Source organism: Streptomyces sp. NPDC050433, assembly GCF_044458565.1.
GTDB lineage: Bacteria > Actinomycetota > Actinomycetes > Streptomycetales > Streptomycetaceae > Streptomyces.
This window is the reverse complement of the sequence record NZ_JBITIB010000007.1, coordinates 263283-282088: the sequence shown is the minus strand read 5'-3', so window position 1 is coordinate 282088 and position 18806 is coordinate 263283. Positions and strand designations below refer to the sequence as shown.

The 18806-nt window shown below is 71.7% G+C and carries 22 protein-coding genes and 1 pseudogene; 22 read left to right on the top strand and 1 reads right to left on the bottom strand.

The genetic code is table 11. From position 1 onward, the window contains the following. Positions 1–14: 14 nt before the first annotated feature. From hisD to ACIBLA_RS11645, 11 genes are all read left to right on the top strand, one after another. Positions 15–1361 (top strand): histidinol dehydrogenase, encoded by a 1347-nt coding sequence (hisD, locus tag ACIBLA_RS11695; protein WP_363245889.1) that lies wholly within the window; start codon positions 15–17, stop codon positions 1359–1361. Next, on the top strand, positions 1358–2467 hold the full coding sequence (locus tag ACIBLA_RS11690; protein ID WP_399198460.1) for a histidinol-phosphate transaminase: 1110 nt from the start codon (positions 1358–1360) through the stop codon (positions 2465–2467). The genes hisD and ACIBLA_RS11690 overlap by 4 nt, the downstream gene beginning before the upstream one ends. Continuing rightward, positions 2464–3057, top strand: coding sequence for an imidazoleglycerol-phosphate dehydratase HisB (gene hisB / locus ACIBLA_RS11685; RefSeq protein WP_363245887.1), 594 nt, complete (start codon positions 2464–2466; stop codon positions 3055–3057). Before ACIBLA_RS11690 ends, hisB begins: the two co-directional genes overlap by 4 nt. Positions 3058–3061: 4 nt before the next feature. Next, the gene (locus tag ACIBLA_RS11680) at positions 3062–3229 is read left to right on the top strand and encodes a hypothetical protein (protein WP_023542407.1); all 168 of its coding nucleotides are present in this window, start codon (positions 3062–3064) and stop codon (positions 3227–3229) included. After that, on the top strand, positions 3226–3861 hold the full coding sequence (hisH, locus tag ACIBLA_RS11675) for an imidazole glycerol phosphate synthase subunit HisH (protein WP_363245886.1): 636 nt from the start codon (positions 3226–3228) through the stop codon (positions 3859–3861). Before ACIBLA_RS11680 ends, hisH begins: the two co-directional genes overlap by 4 nt. Further along, positions 3861–4613 (top strand): bifunctional 1-(5-phosphoribosyl)-5-((5-phosphoribosylamino)methylideneamino)imidazole-4-carboxamide isomerase/phosphoribosylanthranilate isomerase PriA, encoded by a 753-nt coding sequence (gene priA, locus ACIBLA_RS11670; protein ID WP_363245885.1) that lies wholly within the window; start codon positions 3861–3863, stop codon positions 4611–4613. Before hisH ends, priA begins: the two co-directional genes overlap by 1 nt. Further along, positions 4610–5041 (top strand): RidA family protein, encoded by a 432-nt coding sequence (locus tag ACIBLA_RS11665; RefSeq protein ID WP_363245884.1) that lies wholly within the window; start codon positions 4610–4612, stop codon positions 5039–5041. The genes priA and ACIBLA_RS11665 overlap by 4 nt, the downstream gene beginning before the upstream one ends. Then, entirely contained in the window at positions 5038–5793 is a 756-nt protein-coding gene (gene hisF, locus ACIBLA_RS11660; protein WP_399198459.1) for an imidazole glycerol phosphate synthase subunit HisF, read from the top strand. The genes ACIBLA_RS11665 and hisF overlap by 4 nt, the downstream gene beginning before the upstream one ends. A gap of 225 nt (positions 5794–6018) precedes the next feature. Further along, positions 6019–6906 (top strand): alpha/beta hydrolase, encoded by an 888-nt coding sequence (locus ACIBLA_RS11655; protein ID WP_399198458.1) that lies wholly within the window; start codon positions 6019–6021, stop codon positions 6904–6906. Between the two features lie 139 nt (positions 6907–7045). Then, entirely contained in the window at positions 7046–7636 is a 591-nt protein-coding gene (locus ACIBLA_RS11650; protein WP_399198457.1) for an ArsR/SmtB family transcription factor, read from the top strand. Between the two features lie 17 nt (positions 7637–7653). Beyond that, entirely contained in the window at positions 7654–8958 is a 1305-nt protein-coding gene (locus tag ACIBLA_RS11645; protein WP_399198456.1) for an MFS transporter, read from the top strand. 32 nt (positions 8959–8990) lie between these two features. Here ACIBLA_RS11645 and ACIBLA_RS11640 read toward each other — a convergent pair whose 3' ends face one another. Then, on the bottom strand, positions 8991–9623 hold the full coding sequence (locus ACIBLA_RS11640; protein ID WP_363245879.1) for a TIGR03085 family metal-binding protein: 633 nt from the start codon (positions 9621–9623) through the stop codon (positions 8991–8993). Between the two features lie 83 nt (positions 9624–9706). On the opposite strand from ACIBLA_RS11640, the gene hisI reads away from it, so the two are divergent. The 11 genes and pseudogenes from hisI to lgt all read left to right on the top strand — a co-directional run bounded on the left by hisI (position 9707) and on the right by lgt (position 18783). Further along, the gene (hisI, locus tag ACIBLA_RS11635) at positions 9707–10108 is read left to right on the top strand and encodes a phosphoribosyl-AMP cyclohydrolase (protein WP_363245878.1); all 402 of its coding nucleotides are present in this window, start codon (positions 9707–9709) and stop codon (positions 10106–10108) included. Between the two features lie 11 nt (positions 10109–10119). Then, on the top strand, positions 10120–11619 hold the full coding sequence (locus ACIBLA_RS11630) for an anthranilate synthase component I (protein ID WP_363245877.1): 1500 nt from the start codon (positions 10120–10122) through the stop codon (positions 11617–11619). 40 nt (positions 11620–11659) lie between these two features. Continuing rightward, the gene (locus tag ACIBLA_RS11625; RefSeq protein WP_363245876.1) at positions 11660–12343 is read left to right on the top strand and encodes a TIGR02234 family membrane protein; all 684 of its coding nucleotides are present in this window, start codon (positions 11660–11662) and stop codon (positions 12341–12343) included. Positions 12344–12475: 132 nt separating this feature from the next. Then, positions 12476–12715 (top strand): annotated as a pseudogene (locus ACIBLA_RS11620) (HGxxPAAW family protein); the annotation flags it as partial. A gap of 241 nt (positions 12716–12956) precedes the next feature. Further along, the gene (locus ACIBLA_RS11615; protein ID WP_399198473.1) at positions 12957–13394 is read left to right on the top strand and encodes a DUF2752 domain-containing protein; all 438 of its coding nucleotides are present in this window, start codon (positions 12957–12959) and stop codon (positions 13392–13394) included. 137 nt (positions 13395–13531) lie between these two features. Then, positions 13532–14341: an indole-3-glycerol phosphate synthase TrpC gene (gene trpC / locus ACIBLA_RS11610; protein ID WP_363245875.1), complete on the top strand. Its 810-nt coding sequence runs from the start codon at positions 13532–13534 to the stop codon at positions 14339–14341. An 8-nt stretch (positions 14342–14349) separates the two neighbouring features. Beyond that, positions 14350–14565 carry a tryptophan biosynthesis modulator TrpM gene (gene trpM / locus ACIBLA_RS11605; protein WP_363245874.1) on the top strand — a complete coding sequence of 72 codons (216 nt, stop codon included), beginning with the start codon at positions 14350–14352 and terminating at the stop codon, positions 14563–14565. A gap of 143 nt (positions 14566–14708) precedes the next feature. Next, the gene (gene trpB / locus ACIBLA_RS11600) at positions 14709–15974 is read left to right on the top strand and encodes a tryptophan synthase subunit beta (protein ID WP_363245873.1); all 1266 of its coding nucleotides are present in this window, start codon (positions 14709–14711) and stop codon (positions 15972–15974) included. Beyond that, positions 15971–16783 carry a tryptophan synthase subunit alpha gene (trpA, locus tag ACIBLA_RS11595; protein ID WP_363245872.1) on the top strand — a complete coding sequence of 271 codons (813 nt, stop codon included), beginning with the start codon at positions 15971–15973 and terminating at the stop codon, positions 16781–16783. The genes trpB and trpA overlap by 4 nt, the downstream gene beginning before the upstream one ends. A 75-nt stretch (positions 16784–16858) precedes the next feature. Further along, positions 16859–17704: a thioredoxin domain-containing protein gene (locus ACIBLA_RS11590; protein WP_363245871.1), complete on the top strand. Its 846-nt coding sequence runs from the start codon at positions 16859–16861 to the stop codon at positions 17702–17704. Positions 17705–17826: 122 nt separating this feature from the next. Then, positions 17827–18783 (top strand): prolipoprotein diacylglyceryl transferase, encoded by a 957-nt coding sequence (gene lgt, locus ACIBLA_RS11585; RefSeq protein ID WP_363245870.1) that lies wholly within the window; start codon positions 17827–17829, stop codon positions 18781–18783. The last annotated feature ends 23 nt before the right edge of the window (positions 18784–18806 follow it).

The window sequence follows — 18806 nt, the reverse complement described above, 5'->3', positions numbered from 1 at the left end:
CGAGAATTGACCGCGTGATCTCACGAATCGATCTGCGCGGCGACGCCCTCCCCGAGGGCGGCGCACTGCGCGGCCTGCTGCCCCGTGCCGAGTTCGACGTGGAAGCCGCCCTGGCGAAGGTGCGGCCCATCTGCGAGGACGTACGCCATCGAGGCACGGCGGCGCTGATCGAGTACGCGGAGAAATTCGACGGCGTGACGCTGGACCGCGTACGGGTCCCCGCCGAAGCCCTCAGCCGGGCGCTGGAAGCCCTGGACCCCGCCGTACGGGCCGCGCTGGAGGAGTCCATCAGGCGGGCCCGTATCGTCCACCGCGCCCAGCGGCGCGCGGAGCACACCACCCAGGTCGTGCCCGGCGGCACGGTGACCGAGAAGTGGGTGCCGGTCGGCCGCGTCGGGCTGTACGCGCCCGGCGGACGCGCCGTCTACCCGTCGTCCGTGATCATGAACGTGGTCCCGGCGCAGGAAGCGGGCGTCGCGTCCATCGCCCTCGCCTCGCCCCCGCAGCAGGAGTTCGACGGCCTGCCGCACCCGACGATCCTGGCCGCCTGCGCCCTGCTCGGCGTCGACGACGTGTACGCGGTCGGCGGCGCCCAGGCCGTCGCGATGTTCGCGTACGGCACGACCGGCCCCGACGGCTGCCCGCCCGCCGACATGGTCACCGGACCCGGCAACATCTGGGTCACCGCCGCCAAGCGCTACTTCGCGGGCCGCATCGGCATCGACACCGAGGCCGGCCCCACCGAGATCGCCGTCCTCGCCGACGCGACCGCCGACCCGGCGCACGTCGCCGCCGACCTGATCAGCCAGGCCGAGCACGACCCGCTCGCCGCCGCCGTCCTGGTCACCGACTCCGTCGAGCTGGCCGACGCGGTCGAGAAGGAACTGGTGCCGCAGACCGCCGCCACCAAGCACGTCGAGGAGCGCATCGCGCCCGCCCTGGCGGGCAAGCAGTCCGCGATCGTGCTGGTCGACGGGATCGAGGAGGGACTGCGCGTGGTCGACGCGTACGGCGCCGAGCACCTGGAGGTGCAGACCGCCGACGCCGCCGCCGTCGCCGCCCGGGTCCGCAACGCGGGCGCGATCTTCGTGGGTCCCTACGCCCCCGTCTCGCTCGGCGACTACTGCGCCGGCTCCAACCACGTACTGCCGACCGGCGGTTGCGCCTGTCACTCCTCCGGCCTGTCCGTCCAGTCCTTCCTGCGCGGCATCCACATCGTGGACTACACGCGCGACGCGCTCGCCGACGTCGCCCACCACGTGGTGACGCTCGCCGAGGCCGAGGACCTGCCCGCGCACGGCGCGGCCGTCAAGGCGCGTTTCGGCTGGAAGTTGCCCATGGGGGAGGTGCGCGGCGCGTGACGAACATCGACGATCTTCCCGTACGTGACGAACTGCGCGGCAAGTCCCCCTACGGGGCGCCCCAGTTGGACGTCCCCGTACACCTCAACACCAACGAGAACCCGTACCCGCTGCCCGAACCGCTCGTCGAGCGGATCACCGAGCGGGTCCGCGACGCCGCGCGCGGGCTCAACCGCTACCCCGACCGGGACGCGGTCGAACTGCGCACCGAACTGGCCGCCTATCTGCGCCGTACCGCCGGCGACCTCCCGCTGACCGCCGCCAACGTCTGGGCGGCCAACGGCTCCAACGAGGTCATCCAGCAACTGCTCCAGACCTTCGGCGGCCCCGGCCGCACCGCGATCGGCTTCGAGCCCTCGTACTCGATGCACCACCTCATCGCGCGCGGCACCGGCACCGGCTGGATCTCCGGACCCCGCCACGAGGACTTCACCATCGACGTCGCCGCCGCCGAGCGGGCCGTCACCGAGCACCGCCCCGACGTCGTGTTCATCACCACCCCCAACAACCCCACCGGCAGCGCCGTCGACGCCGCGACCGTGGTGCGGCTGTACGACGCGGCGCAGGCCGCCAGGCCGTCACTGGTGGTCGTGGACGAGGCGTACGTCGAGTTCAGCCACCACCCCTCGCTGCTGCCGCTGCTCGCGGGCCGGCCGAACCTCGTCGTGTCCCGCACGATGTCCAAGGCCTTCGGCGCCGCCGGACTGCGCCTCGGCTATCTCGCCGCCGACCCCGCCGTGGTCGACGCGGTGCAGCTGGTGCGCCTGCCGTACCACCTGTCCGCCGTCACCCAGGCCACCGCGCTCGCCGCGCTGGAGCACACCGATACGCTGCTCGGATATGTCGAACAGCTCAAGACCGAGCGGGACCGGCTGGTCACCGAACTGCGGGCGATGGGCTTCGAGGTCACCGAATCGGACGCCAACTTCGTCCAGTTCGGCCGCTTCGAGGACGCGCACGAGGCGTGGCTGACGATCCTCGACCAGGGCGTGCTGGTGCGCGACAACGGCGTCCCCGGCCGGCTGCGGGTCACGGCGGGCACCCCGTCCGAGAACGACGCGTTCCTCGACGCGGTACGTAAATTGACGAAGGAGCAGAGCGCATGAGCCGGATCGGCCGCGTGGAACGAACGACCAAGGAGACCTCGGTCGTTGTCGAGCTTGACCTCGACGGCACGGGCAAGGTCGAGGTGTCGACGGGCGTCGGCTTCTACGACCACATGCTCGACCAGCTCGGCAGGCACGGCCTGTTCGACCTGACGGTCAAGACCGAGGGCGATCTGCACATCGACTCGCACCACACCATCGAGGACACCGCCCTCGCCCTCGGCGCCGCCTTCAAGCAGGCGCTCGGCGACAAGGTCGGCATCTACCGCTTCGGCAACTGCACCGTCCCGCTGGACGAATCGCTCGCCCAGGTCACCGTCGACCTCTCCGGCCGCCCCTACCTGGTGCACACCGAGCCCGAGAACATGGCGCCGATGATCGGCGCCTACGACACGACGATGACCCGGCACATCCTGGAGTCGTTCGTCGCCCAGGCACAGATCGCGCTGCACGTCCACGTCCCGTACGGGCGCAACGCGCACCACATCGTCGAGTGCCAGTTCAAGGCCCTGGCCCGCGCCCTGCGGTACGCGAGCGAACGCGACCCGCGCGCCGTCGGCATCCTCCCGTCCACGAAGGGCGCGCTCTAACCCCATGACCGGTCTCAACACCATCCTCATCGTCCTCGGCCTGTTCCTGGCCGGCGGCGTCTACTCCTTCGCGAAACAGAAACAGCCCACGGGCGTCATCGTCCTGCTCGGCATCTGCTCCGCGCTCTGCCTCGTCGCGGGCATCCTCCGTATCCAGGGACTCTGGGAATGACCAAGAACGTCGTCGTCCTCGACTACGGCTTCGGCAACGTCCGTTCGGCCGAGCGTGCCGTGGCCCGCGCCGGGGCGGAGGTCGAGATCACCCGTGACTTCGACAAGGCGATGAACGCCGACGGTCTGATCGTGCCCGGTGTCGGCGCCTTCTCCGCCTGCATGGAAGGGCTCCGCGCGGCACGCGGCGACTGGATCGTCGGCCGCCGGCTGGCCGGCGGGCGCCCCGTGCTCGGAATCTGCGTCGGCATGCAGATCCTCTTCGAGCGCGGCATCGAGCACGGCGTGGAGACCGAAGGTCTCGACGAGTGGCCGGGCACCGTCGGGCCGCTCACCGCCCCGACCGTCCCCCACATGGGCTGGAACACCGTCGAGGCGCCCGAGGACAGCCTGCTCTTCGCCGGGCTCGACGCGGGCGAGCGCTACTACTTCGTGCACTCGTACGCCGTCCACGACTGGTCCCTGGAAGTCACCAACCCCAAGATCCGCGCCCCGAAGGTCACCTGGTCCCGGCACGGCGAGCCGTTCGTGGCCGCCGTGGAGAACGGTGCACTGTGGGCCACGCAGTTCCACCCCGAGAAGTCCGGCGACGCCGGAGCCCAGCTGCTGTCCAACTGGATCGGAACCTTCTGATGTCCGGCACAACCACCCCGTCCTCCGTACGGAGGCTCGAACTCCTCCCCGCCGTCGACGTGCGCGACGGCCAGGCCGTGCGGCTCGTCCACGGCGAGTCGGGCTCCGAGACCTCGTACGGCTCACCGCTGGAGGCCGCGCTCGCCTGGCAGCGCGCGGGCGCCGAGTGGCTGCATCTCGTGGACCTCGACGCGGCGTTCGGCACCGGCGACAACAGGGACCTCGTCGCCGGGATCACCGGCGCCATGGACATCAAGGTCGAACTGTCGGGCGGTATCCGCGACGACGCCTCGCTCGCCGCCGCGCTCGCCACCGGCTGCACACGCGTCAACCTCGGTACGGCGGCGCTGGAGACCCCCGAGTGGGCGGCCAGGGCCATCGCCGAGTACGGCGACAGGATCGCGATCGGCCTCGACGTACGGGGTACGACGCTGCGCGGGCGCGGCTGGACCAGCGACGGCGGCGACCTGTGGGAGACGCTGGCGCGCTTCGACGCGGCCGGCTGCGCCCGGTACGTCGTCACCGACATCGCCAAGGACGGCACGCTCCAGGGGCCCAATCTGGACCTGCTGAAGCGGGTGTGCGCGGCCACCGACCGGCCGGTCGTCGCCTCCGGCGGCGTCTCCTCACTCGCCGACCTGAACGCGATCGCCTCGCTGGTGCCCGAGGGCGTCGAGGGCGCGATCATCGGCAAGGCGCTGTACGCGAAGGCGTTCACCCTGGAAGAGGCGCTCGTGGAGGTGGCCCGATGAGCGAGATCCCCACGACCGACGAGGGCGTACGCCGGATCTCCTCCGGCGGTCCCTGGGAGGACGCCTACGGCTACTCCCGCGCCGTCGAACTTCCCGGCGGTCTCGTCCTCGTCTCCGGCTGCACCTCGGTCGTCGACGGGCGGATCGCCGAGGGCGGCCCCTACGAACAGGCCGTCACCGCCTTCGGCGTCGGCATCAAGGCGCTGGGCGACCTCGGCCTCGGCGCGGAGCACGTCGTACGCACCCGGATGTATGTGACGCACGCCGGGGACGCGGACGACGTCGGGCGTGCCCACAAGGAGCTGTTCGGCGCCGTACGGCCTGCCGCGTCGATGGTCGTCGTCGCCGGTCTCATCGACCCGAGCCTGGTCGTCGAGATCGAGCTGGAAGCCTTCCGCCCGCCCTCCGGAGCCGGAGGCCCGGCATGAGCCTCGCAGTCCGAGTCATCCCCTGCCTGGACGTGGACAACGGCCGGGTCGTCAAGGGCGTCAACTTCCAGAATCTGCGCGACGCCGGTGACCCCGTCGAGATGGCCAGGCTGTACGACGCCGAGGGCGCCGACGAGCTGACCTTCCTCGACATCACCGCCTCGTCGGGGGACCGCGAGACGACGTACGACGTGGTGCGCCGCACCGCCGAGCAGGTCTTCATCCCGCTCACGGTCGGCGGCGGCGTCCGCACCCCCGAGGACGTCGACAAGCTGCTGCGGGCGGGCGCCGACAAGGTCGGCGTCAACACGGCGGCCATCGCGCGCCCCGACCTCATCCGGGAGATCGCCGAGCGCTTCGGCCGCCAGGTGCTCGTCCTGTCGGTCGACGCCCGGCGTACGCCGGAGGGCAGCTTCGAGGTCACCACGCACGGCGGGCGCCGGGGCACCGGCATCGACGCCGTCGAGTGGGCGCACCGCGCCGCCGAACTGGGCGCCGGCGAGATCCTGCTCAACTCGATGGACGCGGACGGCACCAAGGACGGCTACGACACGGAGATGATCGCGGCGGTACGTGAACACGTCACCGTTCCGGTCATCGCCTCGGGCGGCGCGGGCAGTCTCGCGCACTTCCCGCCGGCCGTCGAAGCGGGCGCGGACGCCGTCCTTGCCGCCTCCGTCTTCCACTTCGGTGACCTGCGGATCTCCCAGGTCAAGAAGGCGCTGCGGGAGGCGGGACACCCGGTGCGCTGAGTACCCGCCCAGCCGCGCGCCTACGTACGGAAGCCGCCCCGGAACGACCCGTTCCGGGGCAGTTCTCCGTCAACCTGCCAACCCGCCGATGGGCGAAGGGGGTTCGTGGCGGGAAGGCTCTCGGTGTCAGCCAGTACGGCGGTCGCCGTCCGGTGGGACACGTGGCCCCGGACGACGGGTCCGTCCCTCGCATGTGGCGCCGCCTCCACCGAGAGGACCCCCCCAGTGCGACAACTCTCCCGCGCCGCCCTGACCGCGGGCGCCGCGACCGCCGCCCTGTTCGGCGGACTCGTCCCCGGAGCCCAGGCCACCGCCCCGGAAGCAGCCGCCGCCAACCCGTACGAGCGCGGCCCCGACCCGACCGTCTCCAGCATCGAGGCGCCGCTCGGCTCGTACGCCGTCTCGCAGACCGCCGTCTCCGCGAGCGCCGTCGACGGGTTCGGCGGGGGCACCATCTACTACCCGACGTCCACCGCCGACGGCACCTTCGGCGCGGTTGCGATCGCCCCCGGCTTCACCGCCACACAGTCCAGCGTCGCCTGGTTCGGCCCCAGACTCGCCTCGCAGGGCTTCGTGGTCTTCACCATCAACACCAACACCACCCTCGACCAGCCGGCCAGCAGAGGCCGTCAACTCCTCGCCGCCCTCGACCACTTGAAGCAGAACAGCACGGTCAGCGGCCGGATCGACGCGGCCCGGCTCGGCGTCATGGGCCACTCGATGGGCGGCGGCGGCAGCCTGGAGGCCGCCAAGAGCCGTACGTCGCTGAAGGCGGCGATCCCGCTGACCGGCTGGAACACCGACAAGACCTGGCCGGAGCTTCGGACACCCACCCTGGTCGTCGGGGCCGACGGCGATACGGTCGCGCCCGTCGCCACGCACTCCGAGCCGTTCTACGAGTCGCTGCCCGGCTCGCTCGGCAAGGCGTATCTGGAGCTGAACGGGGCCGGCCACTCCGCGCCCACCACGGCGAACACCACGATCGCCAAATACAGCATTTCGTGGCTGAAGCGGTTCATCGACGACGACACCCGCTTCGAACAGTTCCTGTGCCCGCTTCCGCAGCCGAGCGCCACCATCGAGGAGTACCGGGGGAGTTGCCCGATCGGCTGACCCGTACCGCGTACCTGAGACCCCCGCACCGTGCCCACAAACGGTGCGGGGGCCACCGCGCGGGCGCACCGCAGGATCCGCAGGAAATATTGCGCAACTTATATTGCGCAACTTTTCTTTTGTATCTACGGTGGTGGACATGGCAGCCAAGGACAACCGCAGGATCGACGACCTGGCCACCCTCAAGGCCTTCGGCCACCCCTTGCGCATGAAGCTCTACCGCGCGCTCTACATCTCCCGTACGGCCACCGCGTCGCAGCTCGCCGAGCAGGTGGACGAGGCCGTCTCGCTCGTCAGCTACCACCTGCGCAAGCTCGCCGACCACGGTCTGATCGAGGAGGCACCGCGGCAGGGCAAGGACGGTCGCGAGCGCTGGTGGCAGCCGGCGTCCGAAGGGGTGAGCTTCCGCGACGAGGACTTCCGCGACGCCCCCGAGGCCGTGGCGACGCACGCGGCCATCGGCCGGATGTCGTTCGAGCAGCGCTCCGAGCTGTACCGCGGCTACATGGACAGCCAGTCGGCATGGGCGCCGGAGTGGCGCGGCGCGTCGTTCAGCAGTGAGTACCTGGCACGGCTCACCGCCGGCGAACTGGCCGCGCTCAGCCAGGAGATGCACAAGCTGATCAAGCGGTACGAGGAGGCCGGCCGGGCCGCGGAGGAGACCGGCGGGACCGAGGACCGCGAGAACGTCGCCCTGCACATCTACGGATTCCCCTTCCGCCAGTCCTGACGGAGGTTCACGCCCTCATGAGCGCGCTCCCGACCCTTTCCGTCCCCGTCACGCCGGAGCCCGAGCGGCCCGCCCACCGCGACGCGAACGTCCTGCGCTGGCTCGCCGCGTACACCCTGTCGATGGTCGGCGACAGCGTCTACTACATGGCGCTGGCCTGGGCCGCCGCCCGCTCCGGCAGCCCGACCCAGGCCGGTGTCGTGCTGGCCGTGGGCGCCGTGCCGCGGGCCGTACTGATGCTCGGCGGGGGAGTGCTCGCCGACCGGTGGGGCCCGCGCCGCGTCGTCATCGGCAGTGACGCCGCGCGCTGCGTGGTGATCCTCGCCATCGCCGCGGTCCTGCTCTTCACCGCGCCCGGTCTGTGGCTGCTGATCGGCGTGGCCCTGGTCTTCGGCGTCGTGGACGCCCTGTTCCTGCCCGCCGTCGGCGCCCTGCCGCCGCGCATTACCACTCCCGGCCAGCTCGCCAGGGTGCAGGGGCTGCGCGGCCTGGCGGCGCGCGTGGCCAATGTGACCGGGGGGCCGCTGGGCGGGCTGCTCGTCGCGTTCGGCGGGCCGTCGGCGGCGTTCGCCACGGCGGGCGCGCTGTTCGCCGTCTCGCTGGCGCTCCTCGTCGCCGTACGGATCGGGCCCCTGCCGCTCGGGGAGACCGCCGGGGCCTCCACCGAAGCCCCCACAGAGGCCACGGGAGCCGGTCCCTGGCACGAACTCACCGACGGACTGCGCTACATCCGCCACCACCGGGTCCTGGGCCCGCTGATGCTCGTCATCGCGCTCAGCGAGCTCGGCTTCGTCGGCCCGCTCAACCTCGGTCTGGTCCTGCTCGCCCAGGAACGGGGCTGGGGCGCCGGCGGCATGGGCTGGATCGTCGCCGCCTTCGGCATCGGCGCCGGCGGCGCCTCCCTGTTGCTGGCGGTACGCGGACGCCTCCCGCGCGCGGGCCTCGTCATGTGCCTCTCCGCCATCGGTGGTTCCCTCGCGATCGGCGCCGTCGCCTTCGTACCCACTGTCGCCCTCGCCGCCGTGGCGGGCCTCTGCGTCGGGCTGCTGGCAGGTCTCGCCGGCGGGCTCTGCGGGGCGCTGACCCAGACGGTCACCGAGCCCGGGTACCTCGGCCGGGTGACATCGGTGGCCACCTTCTTCACCCTCGGCATCGCACCGCTGAGCTTCCCGGTGACCGGCGCCGCCGTAGGACTGTGGGGCACCGGCCCGGTCTTCGTCGTCAGTGCCGCCGTCTGTGCGGCGGGCGGCGCGCTGGGCCTGGCCTTCACCGGCCTGCGCCGTGCCGAACTCCCCGGCGGCCGACCGGCCCCGGCAGGCTGAGCAGGCCGAGCCGAACCACATCCCGAGCCGGGCTACATCCCGAGCTTCGCCCGCTGGACCTGGTCGACCGCTTCCTTGTCGCCCTCCACCTCGACGCGGGCCGCCTCCTGCCGCCCGAAGACGAAGAGCAGCAACTCGCTCGGCTCGCCGGTCACCGTCACCACGGGAGAGCCCCGGTGCGCCACCGCCGTCTGACCGTCCGGACGCCGCAGCACCAGCCCCACCGGCGACTTGCGGCCCATCATCCGGGCGCCCTTCTCCAGCCGCGACCACAGCGCGTTCGAGAAGACCTTGTCCAGCTCACGGGGCGTCCAGTCGGGCTGTGCCCGCCGTACGTCCTCCGCGTGCACGTAGTACTCGACCGTGTTCGCCGCCTCGTCGAACTGCTTGATACCGAAGGGGGACATCCGGGGCGGTCCCGTACGGATGAGCTGGATCAACTCCTCGTAAGGCTTCGCCACATACTCCGCCTGCACCCGCTCCAGCCGGTTCTTGAGCGCGCCGATGAGCTGTCCGCCCGCCGCGTCCGGGCGGCGCTCGCGCACCACCACGTGCGCCGCGAGATCACGGGCGGTCCAGCCGTCGCACAGGGTCGGGGCGTCGGGTCCCTCCGCCTCCAACAGGTCGGCGAGCAGAAGTCGTTCACGCTTCGCGTAGGTCGACATGTTCCCCAGCGTACGACTGCCGCGCGCCGTCCGCCCAGTGGACATCGCACCGGCGGGCGGCGCCGGCGCGGCACAATGGCACCATGACCAGCGCGACCGAGGGCTCAGCCCCCACCAGCGGCCTCGACCCCGCCATCGCCGCCCGGCTCAAGCGGGGGGCCGACGGGCTGATTCCCGCCGTCGCCCAGCAGTACGACACGGGCGAGGTGCTGATGCTCGGCTGGATGAACGACGAGGCCCTGCACCGCACCCTCACCACCGGACGCGCCACCTACTGGTCACGCAGCCGCGGCGAGTACTGGGTCAAGGGCGACACGTCCGGCCATGTCCAGCACGTCAGGTCCGTCTCGCTCGACTGCGACGCCGACACCGTCCTCGTCAAGGTCGACCAGATGGGCGCCGCCTGCCACACGGGAGACCGGACCTGCTTCGACGCGGACGTCATCCTGCCGTCGGCGCCGTCGACAGGCCCCGCCGCCGACTAGGCTCCGCTGCCATGGATCTCGACACCTTCCGCAAGCTGGCGGTCGACCGCCGTGTCATCCCGGTCGGCCGCAGGCTCCTCGCGGACGGCGACACCCCGGTCGGTCTCTACCGCAAGCTCGCCGCCGAACGCCCGGGGACCTTCCTCCTCGAATCCGCCGAGAACGGCCGCTCCTGGTCGCGCTACTCCTTCATCGGTGTACGGTCCGCCGCCACGCTCACCGAGCGCGACGGGCGCACCCACTGGCTCGGCACCCCGCCCGTCGGCGTCCCGGTCGACGGCGACCCGCTCGCCGCCCTGCGCGCCACCGTGGAGGCGCTGCACACCCCGCACGACCTCCACGACGACGAGGCCGACACCCCGCCCTTCACCGGCGGCATGGTCGGCTACCTCGGCTTCGACGTCGTCCGCCGGCTGGAGAAGAAGATCGGCGACCACGCGCGCGACGACCTCCACCTGCCCGAGCTGACGATGCTGCTCACCTCCGACCTCGCCGTCCTGGACCACCGCTCCGGCACCGTCCTGCTCATCGCCAACGCCATCAACCACAACGACACCGACACCGGCGTCGACGAGGCGTACGCGGACGCCGTCAACCGGCTCGACGCCATGGAACGGGACCTGGCACGCCCCCTGGACAGCGCGCCCACCGCACTGCCGCCGTCCGAACTCCCGCCGTACACCGCGCTGTGGGGCGGCCTCGCCTACCAGGAGGCCGTCGAGGACATCAAGGAGCGCATCAGGGCGGGCGAGGCCTTCCAGGTCGTTCCCTCGCAGCGCTTCGAGACCCCCTGCGAGGCGAGCGCGCTCGACGTCTACCGGGTGCTGCGGGCCACCAACCCGAGCCCGTACATGTATCTCTTCCGCTTCGACGGTTTCGACGTCGTCGGCTCCAGCCCCGAGGCCCTGGTCAAGGTCGAGGACGGCCACGCGATGGTCCACCCCATCGCCGGCACCCGCCCGCGCGGCGCGACCCCGCAGGACGACCAGGCCCTCGCCGACGAACTGCTCGCCGACCCCAAGGAGCGCGCCGAGCATCTGATGCTGGTCGACCTCGGCCGCAACGACCTGGGGCGGGTCTGCGAACCCGGCACCGTCGAGGTCGTCGACTTCATGTCCGTCGAGCGCTACTCGCACGTCATGCATATCGTCTCGACCGTCACCGGCCGCGTCGCCGAAGGCCGTACCGCCTTCGACGTCCTCACCGCCTGCTTCCCCGCCGGCACGCTCTCCGGCGCCCCGAAGCCGCGCGCCCTCCAGATCATCGACGAACTGGAGCCCTCGCGGCGGGGTCTGTACGGAGGCTGCGTCGGCTACCTCGACTTCGCCGGCGACTCCGACACCGCCATCGCCATCCGTACGGCCCTGCTCCGCGACGGCACCGCGTACGTCCAGGCGGGCGCGGGTGTCGTCGCCGACTCCGACCCTGTCGCCGAGGACACGGAGTGCCGCAACAAGGCGGCAGCGGTGCTACGGGCGGTGCACACCGCGAACCGGCTGGGCGGCTCCTGACGGCAGCCCGTCCGAGGTACGCCCGGACCGGTAGGGGATAGTGGGTCGGGTGACTGCCCTACCCATTCCCCAGCCCCGCGCCGAGTCCGCGGCCGACGCCACGAGAAGGCGTGCCGGCCGAAGCCTCGGCGTCGCCCTCCTGCTCGGCGCCGTCGGCGCCGCCGTGGTGCTGATCGCCTCCGGCCAGACCTGGGCCGAGGGCAGCGCCGCCGTGGCGGGCGCCAGCGTGTCGCTCGACGCCGGAGGCCGTGACGTCACCGGCGTCCCCGCCGCGCTCGCCGTCGTCGGTCTCGCCGCCCTCGTCGCGGTCTTCGCCGTCCGTACGGCGGGGCGGCTGCTGGTCTCCGGGCTGCTCGCCCTCAGCGGTGCGGGCGCGACCGTCGCCGCGCTCCTCGGCGCGACCGACAGCGCGGCGCTCGACGACCAGGCCGCGCGTACGACGGGCGACACCGCCGCCACCGTCGATGCCCTCACGCACACCGCCTGGCCCTATGTCACAGCCGCCGGCGGCCTGCTCATCCTGCTCGCCGGGCTGCTGGCCCTGCGGTACGGATCACACTGGCCGACCATGTCGGGCCGCTACGAACGCGACGGCACCCCGCGCGCCGCCCGCGTCCGGGGGTCGGCCGCCAGGCCCGCCAAGGCCACCGGGCCCGCAGCGGATCCCGACCGCCCCGAAGACCTCTGGAAGGCCCTGGACCGGGGCGAGGACCCGACGAGCTAGCTCGCCGACCGCGGTCGCCACCCCCTGGCGGGAAACGCCGACGGGTGCGGGACAATGAACGGTGAGCGTCCGACTCACCCAGCGCGCGACCCCAGTGCCACAGCAGCACATCAGCAAACGAGGAGCGAATTCATGGCGGGCAGCAGCCACGGACACACCCCGGCCGCCTGGACCGGTGTCACCATCACTGTCATCGGCTTCTGCATCGCAGGCGTCTTCATGGTGGCGGCCGATCCCCTCGGCGTCGTCGCCGGCCTGGCGGTCGTCCCCCTCGGTGTCGTCGTCGGCCTCGCCATGCGGGCCGCGGGTCTCGGCGCCGTCAAGGAGTCCGAAGCGGCGAAGCAGGCTCGGGTGGAGGCCGCGCGCGCGTCCCTGGACCGCGCCGAGCACGAGGCCGCCGAGCGTGGGGGCCGGCCCACCGGCGAGCCGCACGCCCCGGCGGAGCCCCAGCCGGCCAGCCAGACCGCGTAACCGACGCGTCCGCGACATGAGGCGCGGCCCGGCACAGCCGGGCCGCGCCTCGCGCTGTCGCCACGATCCGTGCCGACGACGCGCGTAAGGGGCCGGGCTGCGCTTTCCCGCGCTCACGGGGGACAATCACCCGGTGGACGCCATGCCTGTACCCGCCGCGCCGCCCCCGGCCGCCGCCCGGCCGCCGCTCGCCCGGCGGCTCCTCTCGCCGCTCGGCACACTCACCGGCGTCGTCGCCGCCTTCACCTACGTCGGCCTGGTCGACCCCAACGAGAGCGGCCACTACCCCGTCTGCCCGCTGCTCAGCATGACCGGCCTCTACTGCCCCGGCTGCGGCGGACTCCGCAGCGCCCACGCCGTCGCGCACGGTGACCTCGCCGCCGCCCTCGGTGCCAACGCGCTCGCCGTCGTCGGCTACGGCGTCTTCGCCGTGGTCTGGTTTATCTGGCTGATTCGTGTCGTTCGCGGAAGGCCGGTCCATGTCTCGGTGCCACCCTTCTTGGGATGGGCCGTCGGCGCCGTCATTCTGGTCTTCACGGTGGTACGGAACCTGCCCTTCGGCTCGTCGCTCGCTCCATGAAGTCCCAGGTGATGGCGAGGCTCGACCGGCGGATGCGGGCGCTGGGCCCTCCTCCGGATACCATCGACATGGCTGATCCTCATCCATTCGTCATCCATGGCTGAACCCGACACCGTTCCCGGAAGGGGGCCGCTCGCGTGAGTGTGCTCGACGAGATCATCGAAGGCGTACGCGCGGACCTCGCGGAGCGGCAGGCGCGCGTCAGCCTCGACGAGCTCAAGGAGCGCGCGGCCAAGGCGCGGCCGGCCAAGGACGGCGTCGCCGCACTGAGCGGCGAGGGTGTCACGGTGATCTGCGAGGTCAAGCGCTCCAGCCCCTCCAAGGGCGCCCTGGCCGCGATCGCCGACCCCGCCGGACTCGCCGCGGACTACGAGGCGGGCGGCGCGGCCGTCATCTCCGTACTGACCGAGCAGCGCCGCTTCGGCGGCTCGCTGGCCGACCTCGAAGCCGTCCGGGCCAAGGTCGACATCCCCGTCCTGCGCAAGGACTTCATCGTCACGGCGTACCAGTTGTGGGAGGCGCGCGCGTACGGCGCCGATCTCGCCCTGCTGATCGTCTCCGCCCTGGAGCAGCCCGCGCTGGTCTCGCTCATCGAGCGTGCCGAGTCCATCGGTCTCACCCCGATCGTCGAGGTGCACGACGAGGACGAGGTGGAGCGCGCCGTCGACGCCGGGGCGAAGATCATCGGGGTCAACGCGCGTGACCTGAAGACGCTGAAGGTCGACCGGAGCACGTTCGAGCGGGTCGCCCCCGAGATCCCGGAGGGCATCGTCAAGATCGCCGAGTCCGGTGTGCGCGGACCGCACGACCTCATCGCCTACGCCAACGCGGGCGCCGACTCGGTGCTCGTCGGCGAGTCCCTGGTCACCGGGCGCGACCCGAAGTCGGCGGTGGCCGATCTGGTCGCCGCGGGTGCCCACCCGGCGCTGCGGCACGGACGGAGCTGACCCCGCCGATGCCCGTCACCGCCCCCGGAGGAACCCTCGCCGCCGTGCGCGCGCCCCACGCGCCGCTGGCGCGCGGGTGCCGCCCGCGCGGCTGCCGGGCCCCGGCCAGGCGGGTGCACGGCCGGCGGGTGCGGTACGTGATCGGTGACGAACCCGGTCAGGTCAATGGCATGCGATGGCGTCGGGCCGCGCTCAGGCGAGGCCCTTCCGACGTAGTGGTGTGACACGTCGTCGCGCAGCCGCGACGACGCACGCCCGGAAGTCCGGTTTCCTCATGACAGCCCCGGCCCGTTTCACAGGCAAGGGGCCACCTCGCCCATGGCGCACACGGCGCACCCCTATCCGTTGCCTCACGAGGAGAACGTCCGTGACGTCCGCTTCCACTGCTTCTTCTGCTTCTTCGGGGTTTTTCATTCCCGACCCCCTGGGTCTGAGCCCCGACGCCGAGGGCTACTTCGGTGCCTTCGGCGGCAAGTTCATCCCCGAGGCGCTCGTCGCCGCCGTCGACGAGGTCGCCGTCGAGTACGAGAAGGCCAAGGGCGACCCCGCCTTCGCCGCTGAGCTGAACGACCTCATGGTCAACTACACCGGCCGCCCCAGTGCCCTCACCGAGGTCCCGCGGTTCGCCGCCGAGGCCGGCGGCGCTCGGGTGTTCCTCAAGCGGGAAGACCTGAACCACACCGGCTCCCACAAGATCAACAACGTGCTCGGCCAGGCGCTGCTCACCCGGCGCATGGGCAAGACCCGCGTCATCGCCGAGACCGGCGCCGGACAGCACGGCGTCGCCACCGCGACCGCCTGCGCGCTGTTCGGACTCGAATGCACCATCTACATGGGCGAGATCGACACCGAGCGCCAGGCGCTCAACGTCGCCCGTATGCGGATGCTCGGCGCCGAGGTTGTGCCGGTCGCTTCCGGCAGCCGCACCCTGAAGGACGCCATCAACGAGGCGTTCCGTGACTGGGTCGCCAACGTGGACCGTACGCACTACCTGTTCGGCACCGTCGCCGGACCGCACCCCTTCCCCGCGATGGTGCGCGACTTCCACCGTGTCATCGGCATCGAGGCGCGGCGGCAGATCCTGGAGCGGGCGGGCCGGCTGCCCGACGCGGCCGTCGCCTGTGTAGGAGGCGGGTCGAACGCGATCGGTCTCTTCCACGCGTTCCTCGCCGACGAGGCCGTACGGCTGGTGGGCTGCGAGCCCGCGGGCCACGGCATCGAGACCGGCGAGCACGCGGCGACGCTGAGCGCGGGCGAGCCCGGCATCCTGCACGGTTCGCGGTCCTACGTCCTTCAGGACGAGGAGGGCCAGATCACCGAGCCGTACTCGATCTCCGCCGGGCTCGACTATCCGGGCATCGGCCCCGAGCACGCGTATCTCAAGGACAGCGGGCGCGGCGAGTACCGCGCCGTGACCGACGACGACGCGATGCAGGCGCTGCTGCTGCTGTCCCGCAGCGAGGGCATCATCCCCGCCATCGAGAGCGCGCACGCGCTCGCCGGGGCGCTGGAGGTCGGCCGTGAGCTGGGGAAGGACGGCCTGATCGTCGTCAACCTCTCCGGGCGCGGCGACAAGGACATGGACACCGCCGCCCGTTACTTCGGGCTGTACGACGGGGAGAGCGCCAAGTGAGCGGGAACATCCAGCTGTTGAGCGACACCCTCGCCGCCGCGAGGGGCGAAGGGCGCGCCGCCCTCATCGCGTATCTGCCCGCCGGATTCCCCACGGTCGACGGTGGCATCGACGCCGTGAAGGCCGTCTTCGACGGCGGCGCCGATGTCGTCGAGGTCGGGCTGCCGCACAGCGACCCGGTCCTCGACGGGCCCGTCATCCAGACCGCCGACGACATCGCCCTCAAGGGCGGCGTGAAGATCGCGGACGTGATGCGCACGGTGCGTGAGGCGTACGAGGCCACCGGAAAGCCGGTGCTGGTCATGACGTACTGGAACCCGATCGACCGGTACGGCATCGAGCGGTTCACCACGGAGCTGGCCGAGGCGGGCGGCGCCGGGTGCATCCTGCCCGACCTGCCCGTACAGGAGTCCGAGGTGTGGCGGCAGCACGCCGACAAGCAGGGCCTCGCCACCGTCTTCGTGGTCGCGCCCAGCAGCAAGGACGACCGGCTCGCGAAGATCACGGCCGTGGGCTCCGGATTCGTCTACGCCGCATCCCTGATGGGCGTCACCGGAACCCGCCAGTCGGTGGGCGCGCAGGCCCAGGACCTGGTGACGCGGACCCGCGCCACGACCGATCTGCCGGTGTGCGTCGGGCTCGGGGTGTCCAACGCGGCGCAGGCCGCCGAGGTCGCCGCGTTCGCCGACGGGGTCATCGTCGGCTCGGCCTTCGTCAAGCTGATGCTGGACGCCGCCGACCACGAGGCGGGACTGGCGGCGGTCCGCGCGCTCGCCGCCGACCTGGGCGAAGGCGTTCGTAAGCGCTGACGGGCGAGGTAGCTCGTACGGGTGGACCTGGGACCGGGGAGGTGCGTACGCGCCTCCCCGGTTCGTTGCTGAGGCGTGAGCGAGAAGAACCGTGAGGCAAAGAGGAGCGCCCGAGAGCGGCTCCAGGAGCAGCGTGAGCAGGAGAAGAGGCGAGAGCGGCGCAAGCGCTCCCTGATCGTCTCGGCGGCGGTGGTGGGCGGTCTGGGCCTCGCGGCGGCGGTCGGACTCGTCGCCGCCAACGCGAACAAGGACAAGGGCGGCAGCGGCGCCGCGGGCCCCGTGCTCGCGCCGTCCGGCGCGCAGGGCAAGGACGAGCTGGCGATCCCCGTGGGCAGGGTGGACGCGCCGTCGACCCTCACCGTGTGGGAGGACTTCCGCTGCCCGGCCTGCGGCCAGTTCGAGAACGCGTTCCGGGACACGATCAAGGAGTTGGAGAGCGCCGGCCAGCTCAAGGTCGACTACCACCTCGCCACGATCATCGACGGCAACATGGGCGGCACCGGCTCGCTGCGCGCGGCCAACGCGGCGGCGTGCGCCCAGGACGTGGGGAAGTTCGCGCCGTATCACGACACGCTCTTCCAGAATCAGCCGCCGGAGCCCGAGGACGCCTTCGCGGACAACGCCCGGCTGCTGGAGCTGGCGGGCAAGGTCGACGGCCTGGAGTCGGCCCCCGGCTTCCGTCAGTGCGTGGAGGACGGCAAGCACGACAAATGGGTGGTGAATTCGAACACAGCCTTCCAGAAGGGCGGCTTCAGCGGCACACCGACCGTCCTGCTCAACGGCGAATCCGTCTTCCCGAAGAAGGAGGGCGAGAACATCACCCCGGCCAATTTCAAGCGGTGGGTCACGGAGGCCAACAAGGGCAAGCAGCCGGGCACCGCACCGGCGACCCCGCCGGAGACCGGGGCTTCCCCCTCCTGATCCCTCCTGGCCCCACCTGATCCCACGGCCCGCGCGGGGCCCGAATCGCGTGGGCTCGTTATCCAGACGTTGCCGGGCGGGTTGCCGTGGGCCCCGCCCGGCACGGTAGCGTCGGAACCGCCATGGAACTTGCCTATATCCCCAGTCCGTCGACCGGTGTGATCCATCTCGGACCACTCCCGCTGCGCGGCTACGCGTTCTGCATCATTCTCGGTGTCTTTGTCGCCGTCTGGTACGGCAACAGGCGCTGGATCGCCCGCGGCGGCAAGGCCGGCACCGTGGCCGACATCTCCGTCTGGGCCGTGCCCTTCGGACTTGTCGGCGGCCGGCTCTACCACGTGATCACCGACTACCAGCTGTACTTCAGCGACGGTAAGAACTGGGTCGACGCCTTCAAGATCTGGGAGGGCGGCCTCGGGATCTGGGGCGCCATCGCCTTCGGCGCCGTCGGCGCCTGGATCGGCTGCCGCCGCAGAGGCATCCCGCTGCCGGCGTACGCGGACGCCATCGCACCCGCCATCGTGCTCGCCCAGGCCATCGGCCGCTGGGGCAACTGGTTCAACCAGGAGCTGTACGGCAAGCCCACCGACGTGCCGTGGGCGGTGGAGATCAGCGAGGGTGTGAACCGCGAGGCCGGCACCTACCACCCGACGTTCCTCTACGAGTCGCTGTGGTGCGTCGGCGTCGCGCTGCTCGTGGTCTGGGCCGACCGCCGCTTCAAGCTCGGCCACGGACGGGTGTTCGCCCTGTACGTCGCCGCGTACTGCACGGGCCGGGCCTGGATCGAGTACATGCGCGTCGACGAGGCGCACCATGTGCTGGGGCTGCGCCTCAATGTGTGGACCGCGATCGTCGTCTTCGTGCTGGCCGTCGTCTACATGGTGATCTCGGCGCGGATCAGGCCGGGGCGCGAGGAGATCGTGGAGCCGGACCGGGAGGCTCTCGCCAAGGACAAGGCCAACGACAAGGCCAAGGACAAGGTCGAGATCAAGAAGGACGGCGACAGCGCCGACGCGGCGGACGCCGACGCGGCCGACGCCGAGGACAGCCCCGATCCGGCGGCGGCCAAGAACGTCTGACAGCCACCGGAGCCACGAAAGGG

What these genes read in the sequence shown, in the direction of transcription:
- ACIBLA_RS11680 (WP_023542407.1), top strand. Translation starts at nt 3,062, where the DNA reads ATGACCGGTCTCAACACCATCCTCATCGTCCTCGGCCTGTTCCTGGCC.
- hisF (WP_399198459.1), top strand. Translation starts at nt 5,038, where the DNA reads ATGAGCCTCGCAGTCCGAGTCATCCCCTGCCTGGACGTGGACAACGGC.
- hisH (WP_363245886.1), top strand. Translation starts at nt 3,226, where the DNA reads ATGACCAAGAACGTCGTCGTCCTCGACTACGGCTTCGGCAACGTCCGT.
- ACIBLA_RS11645 (WP_399198456.1), top strand. Translation starts at nt 7,654, where the DNA reads ATGAGCGCGCTCCCGACCCTTTCCGTCCCCGTCACGCCGGAGCCCGAG.
- trpM (WP_363245874.1), top strand. Translation starts at nt 14,350, where the DNA reads ATGCCCGTCACCGCCCCCGGAGGAACCCTCGCCGCCGTGCGCGCGCCC.
- ACIBLA_RS11615 (WP_399198473.1), top strand. Translation starts at nt 12,957, where the DNA reads ATGCCTGTACCCGCCGCGCCGCCCCCGGCCGCCGCCCGGCCGCCGCTC.
- ACIBLA_RS11665 (WP_363245884.1), top strand. Translation starts at nt 4,610, where the DNA reads ATGAGCGAGATCCCCACGACCGACGAGGGCGTACGCCGGATCTCCTCC.
- ACIBLA_RS11630 (WP_363245877.1), top strand. Translation starts at nt 10,120, where the DNA reads ATGGATCTCGACACCTTCCGCAAGCTGGCGGTCGACCGCCGTGTCATC.
- ACIBLA_RS11640 (WP_363245879.1), bottom strand. Translation starts at nt 9,623, where the DNA reads ATGTCGACCTACGCGAAGCGTGAACGACTTCTGCTCGCCGACCTGTTG.
- ACIBLA_RS11650 (WP_399198457.1), top strand. Translation starts at nt 7,046, where the DNA reads ATGGCAGCCAAGGACAACCGCAGGATCGACGACCTGGCCACCCTCAAG.
- lgt (WP_363245870.1), top strand. Translation starts at nt 17,827, where the DNA reads ATGGAACTTGCCTATATCCCCAGTCCGTCGACCGGTGTGATCCATCTC.
- hisI (WP_363245878.1), top strand. Translation starts at nt 9,707, where the DNA reads ATGACCAGCGCGACCGAGGGCTCAGCCCCCACCAGCGGCCTCGACCCC.
- priA (WP_363245885.1), top strand. Translation starts at nt 3,861, where the DNA reads ATGTCCGGCACAACCACCCCGTCCTCCGTACGGAGGCTCGAACTCCTC.
- hisB (WP_363245887.1), top strand. Translation starts at nt 2,464, where the DNA reads ATGAGCCGGATCGGCCGCGTGGAACGAACGACCAAGGAGACCTCGGTC.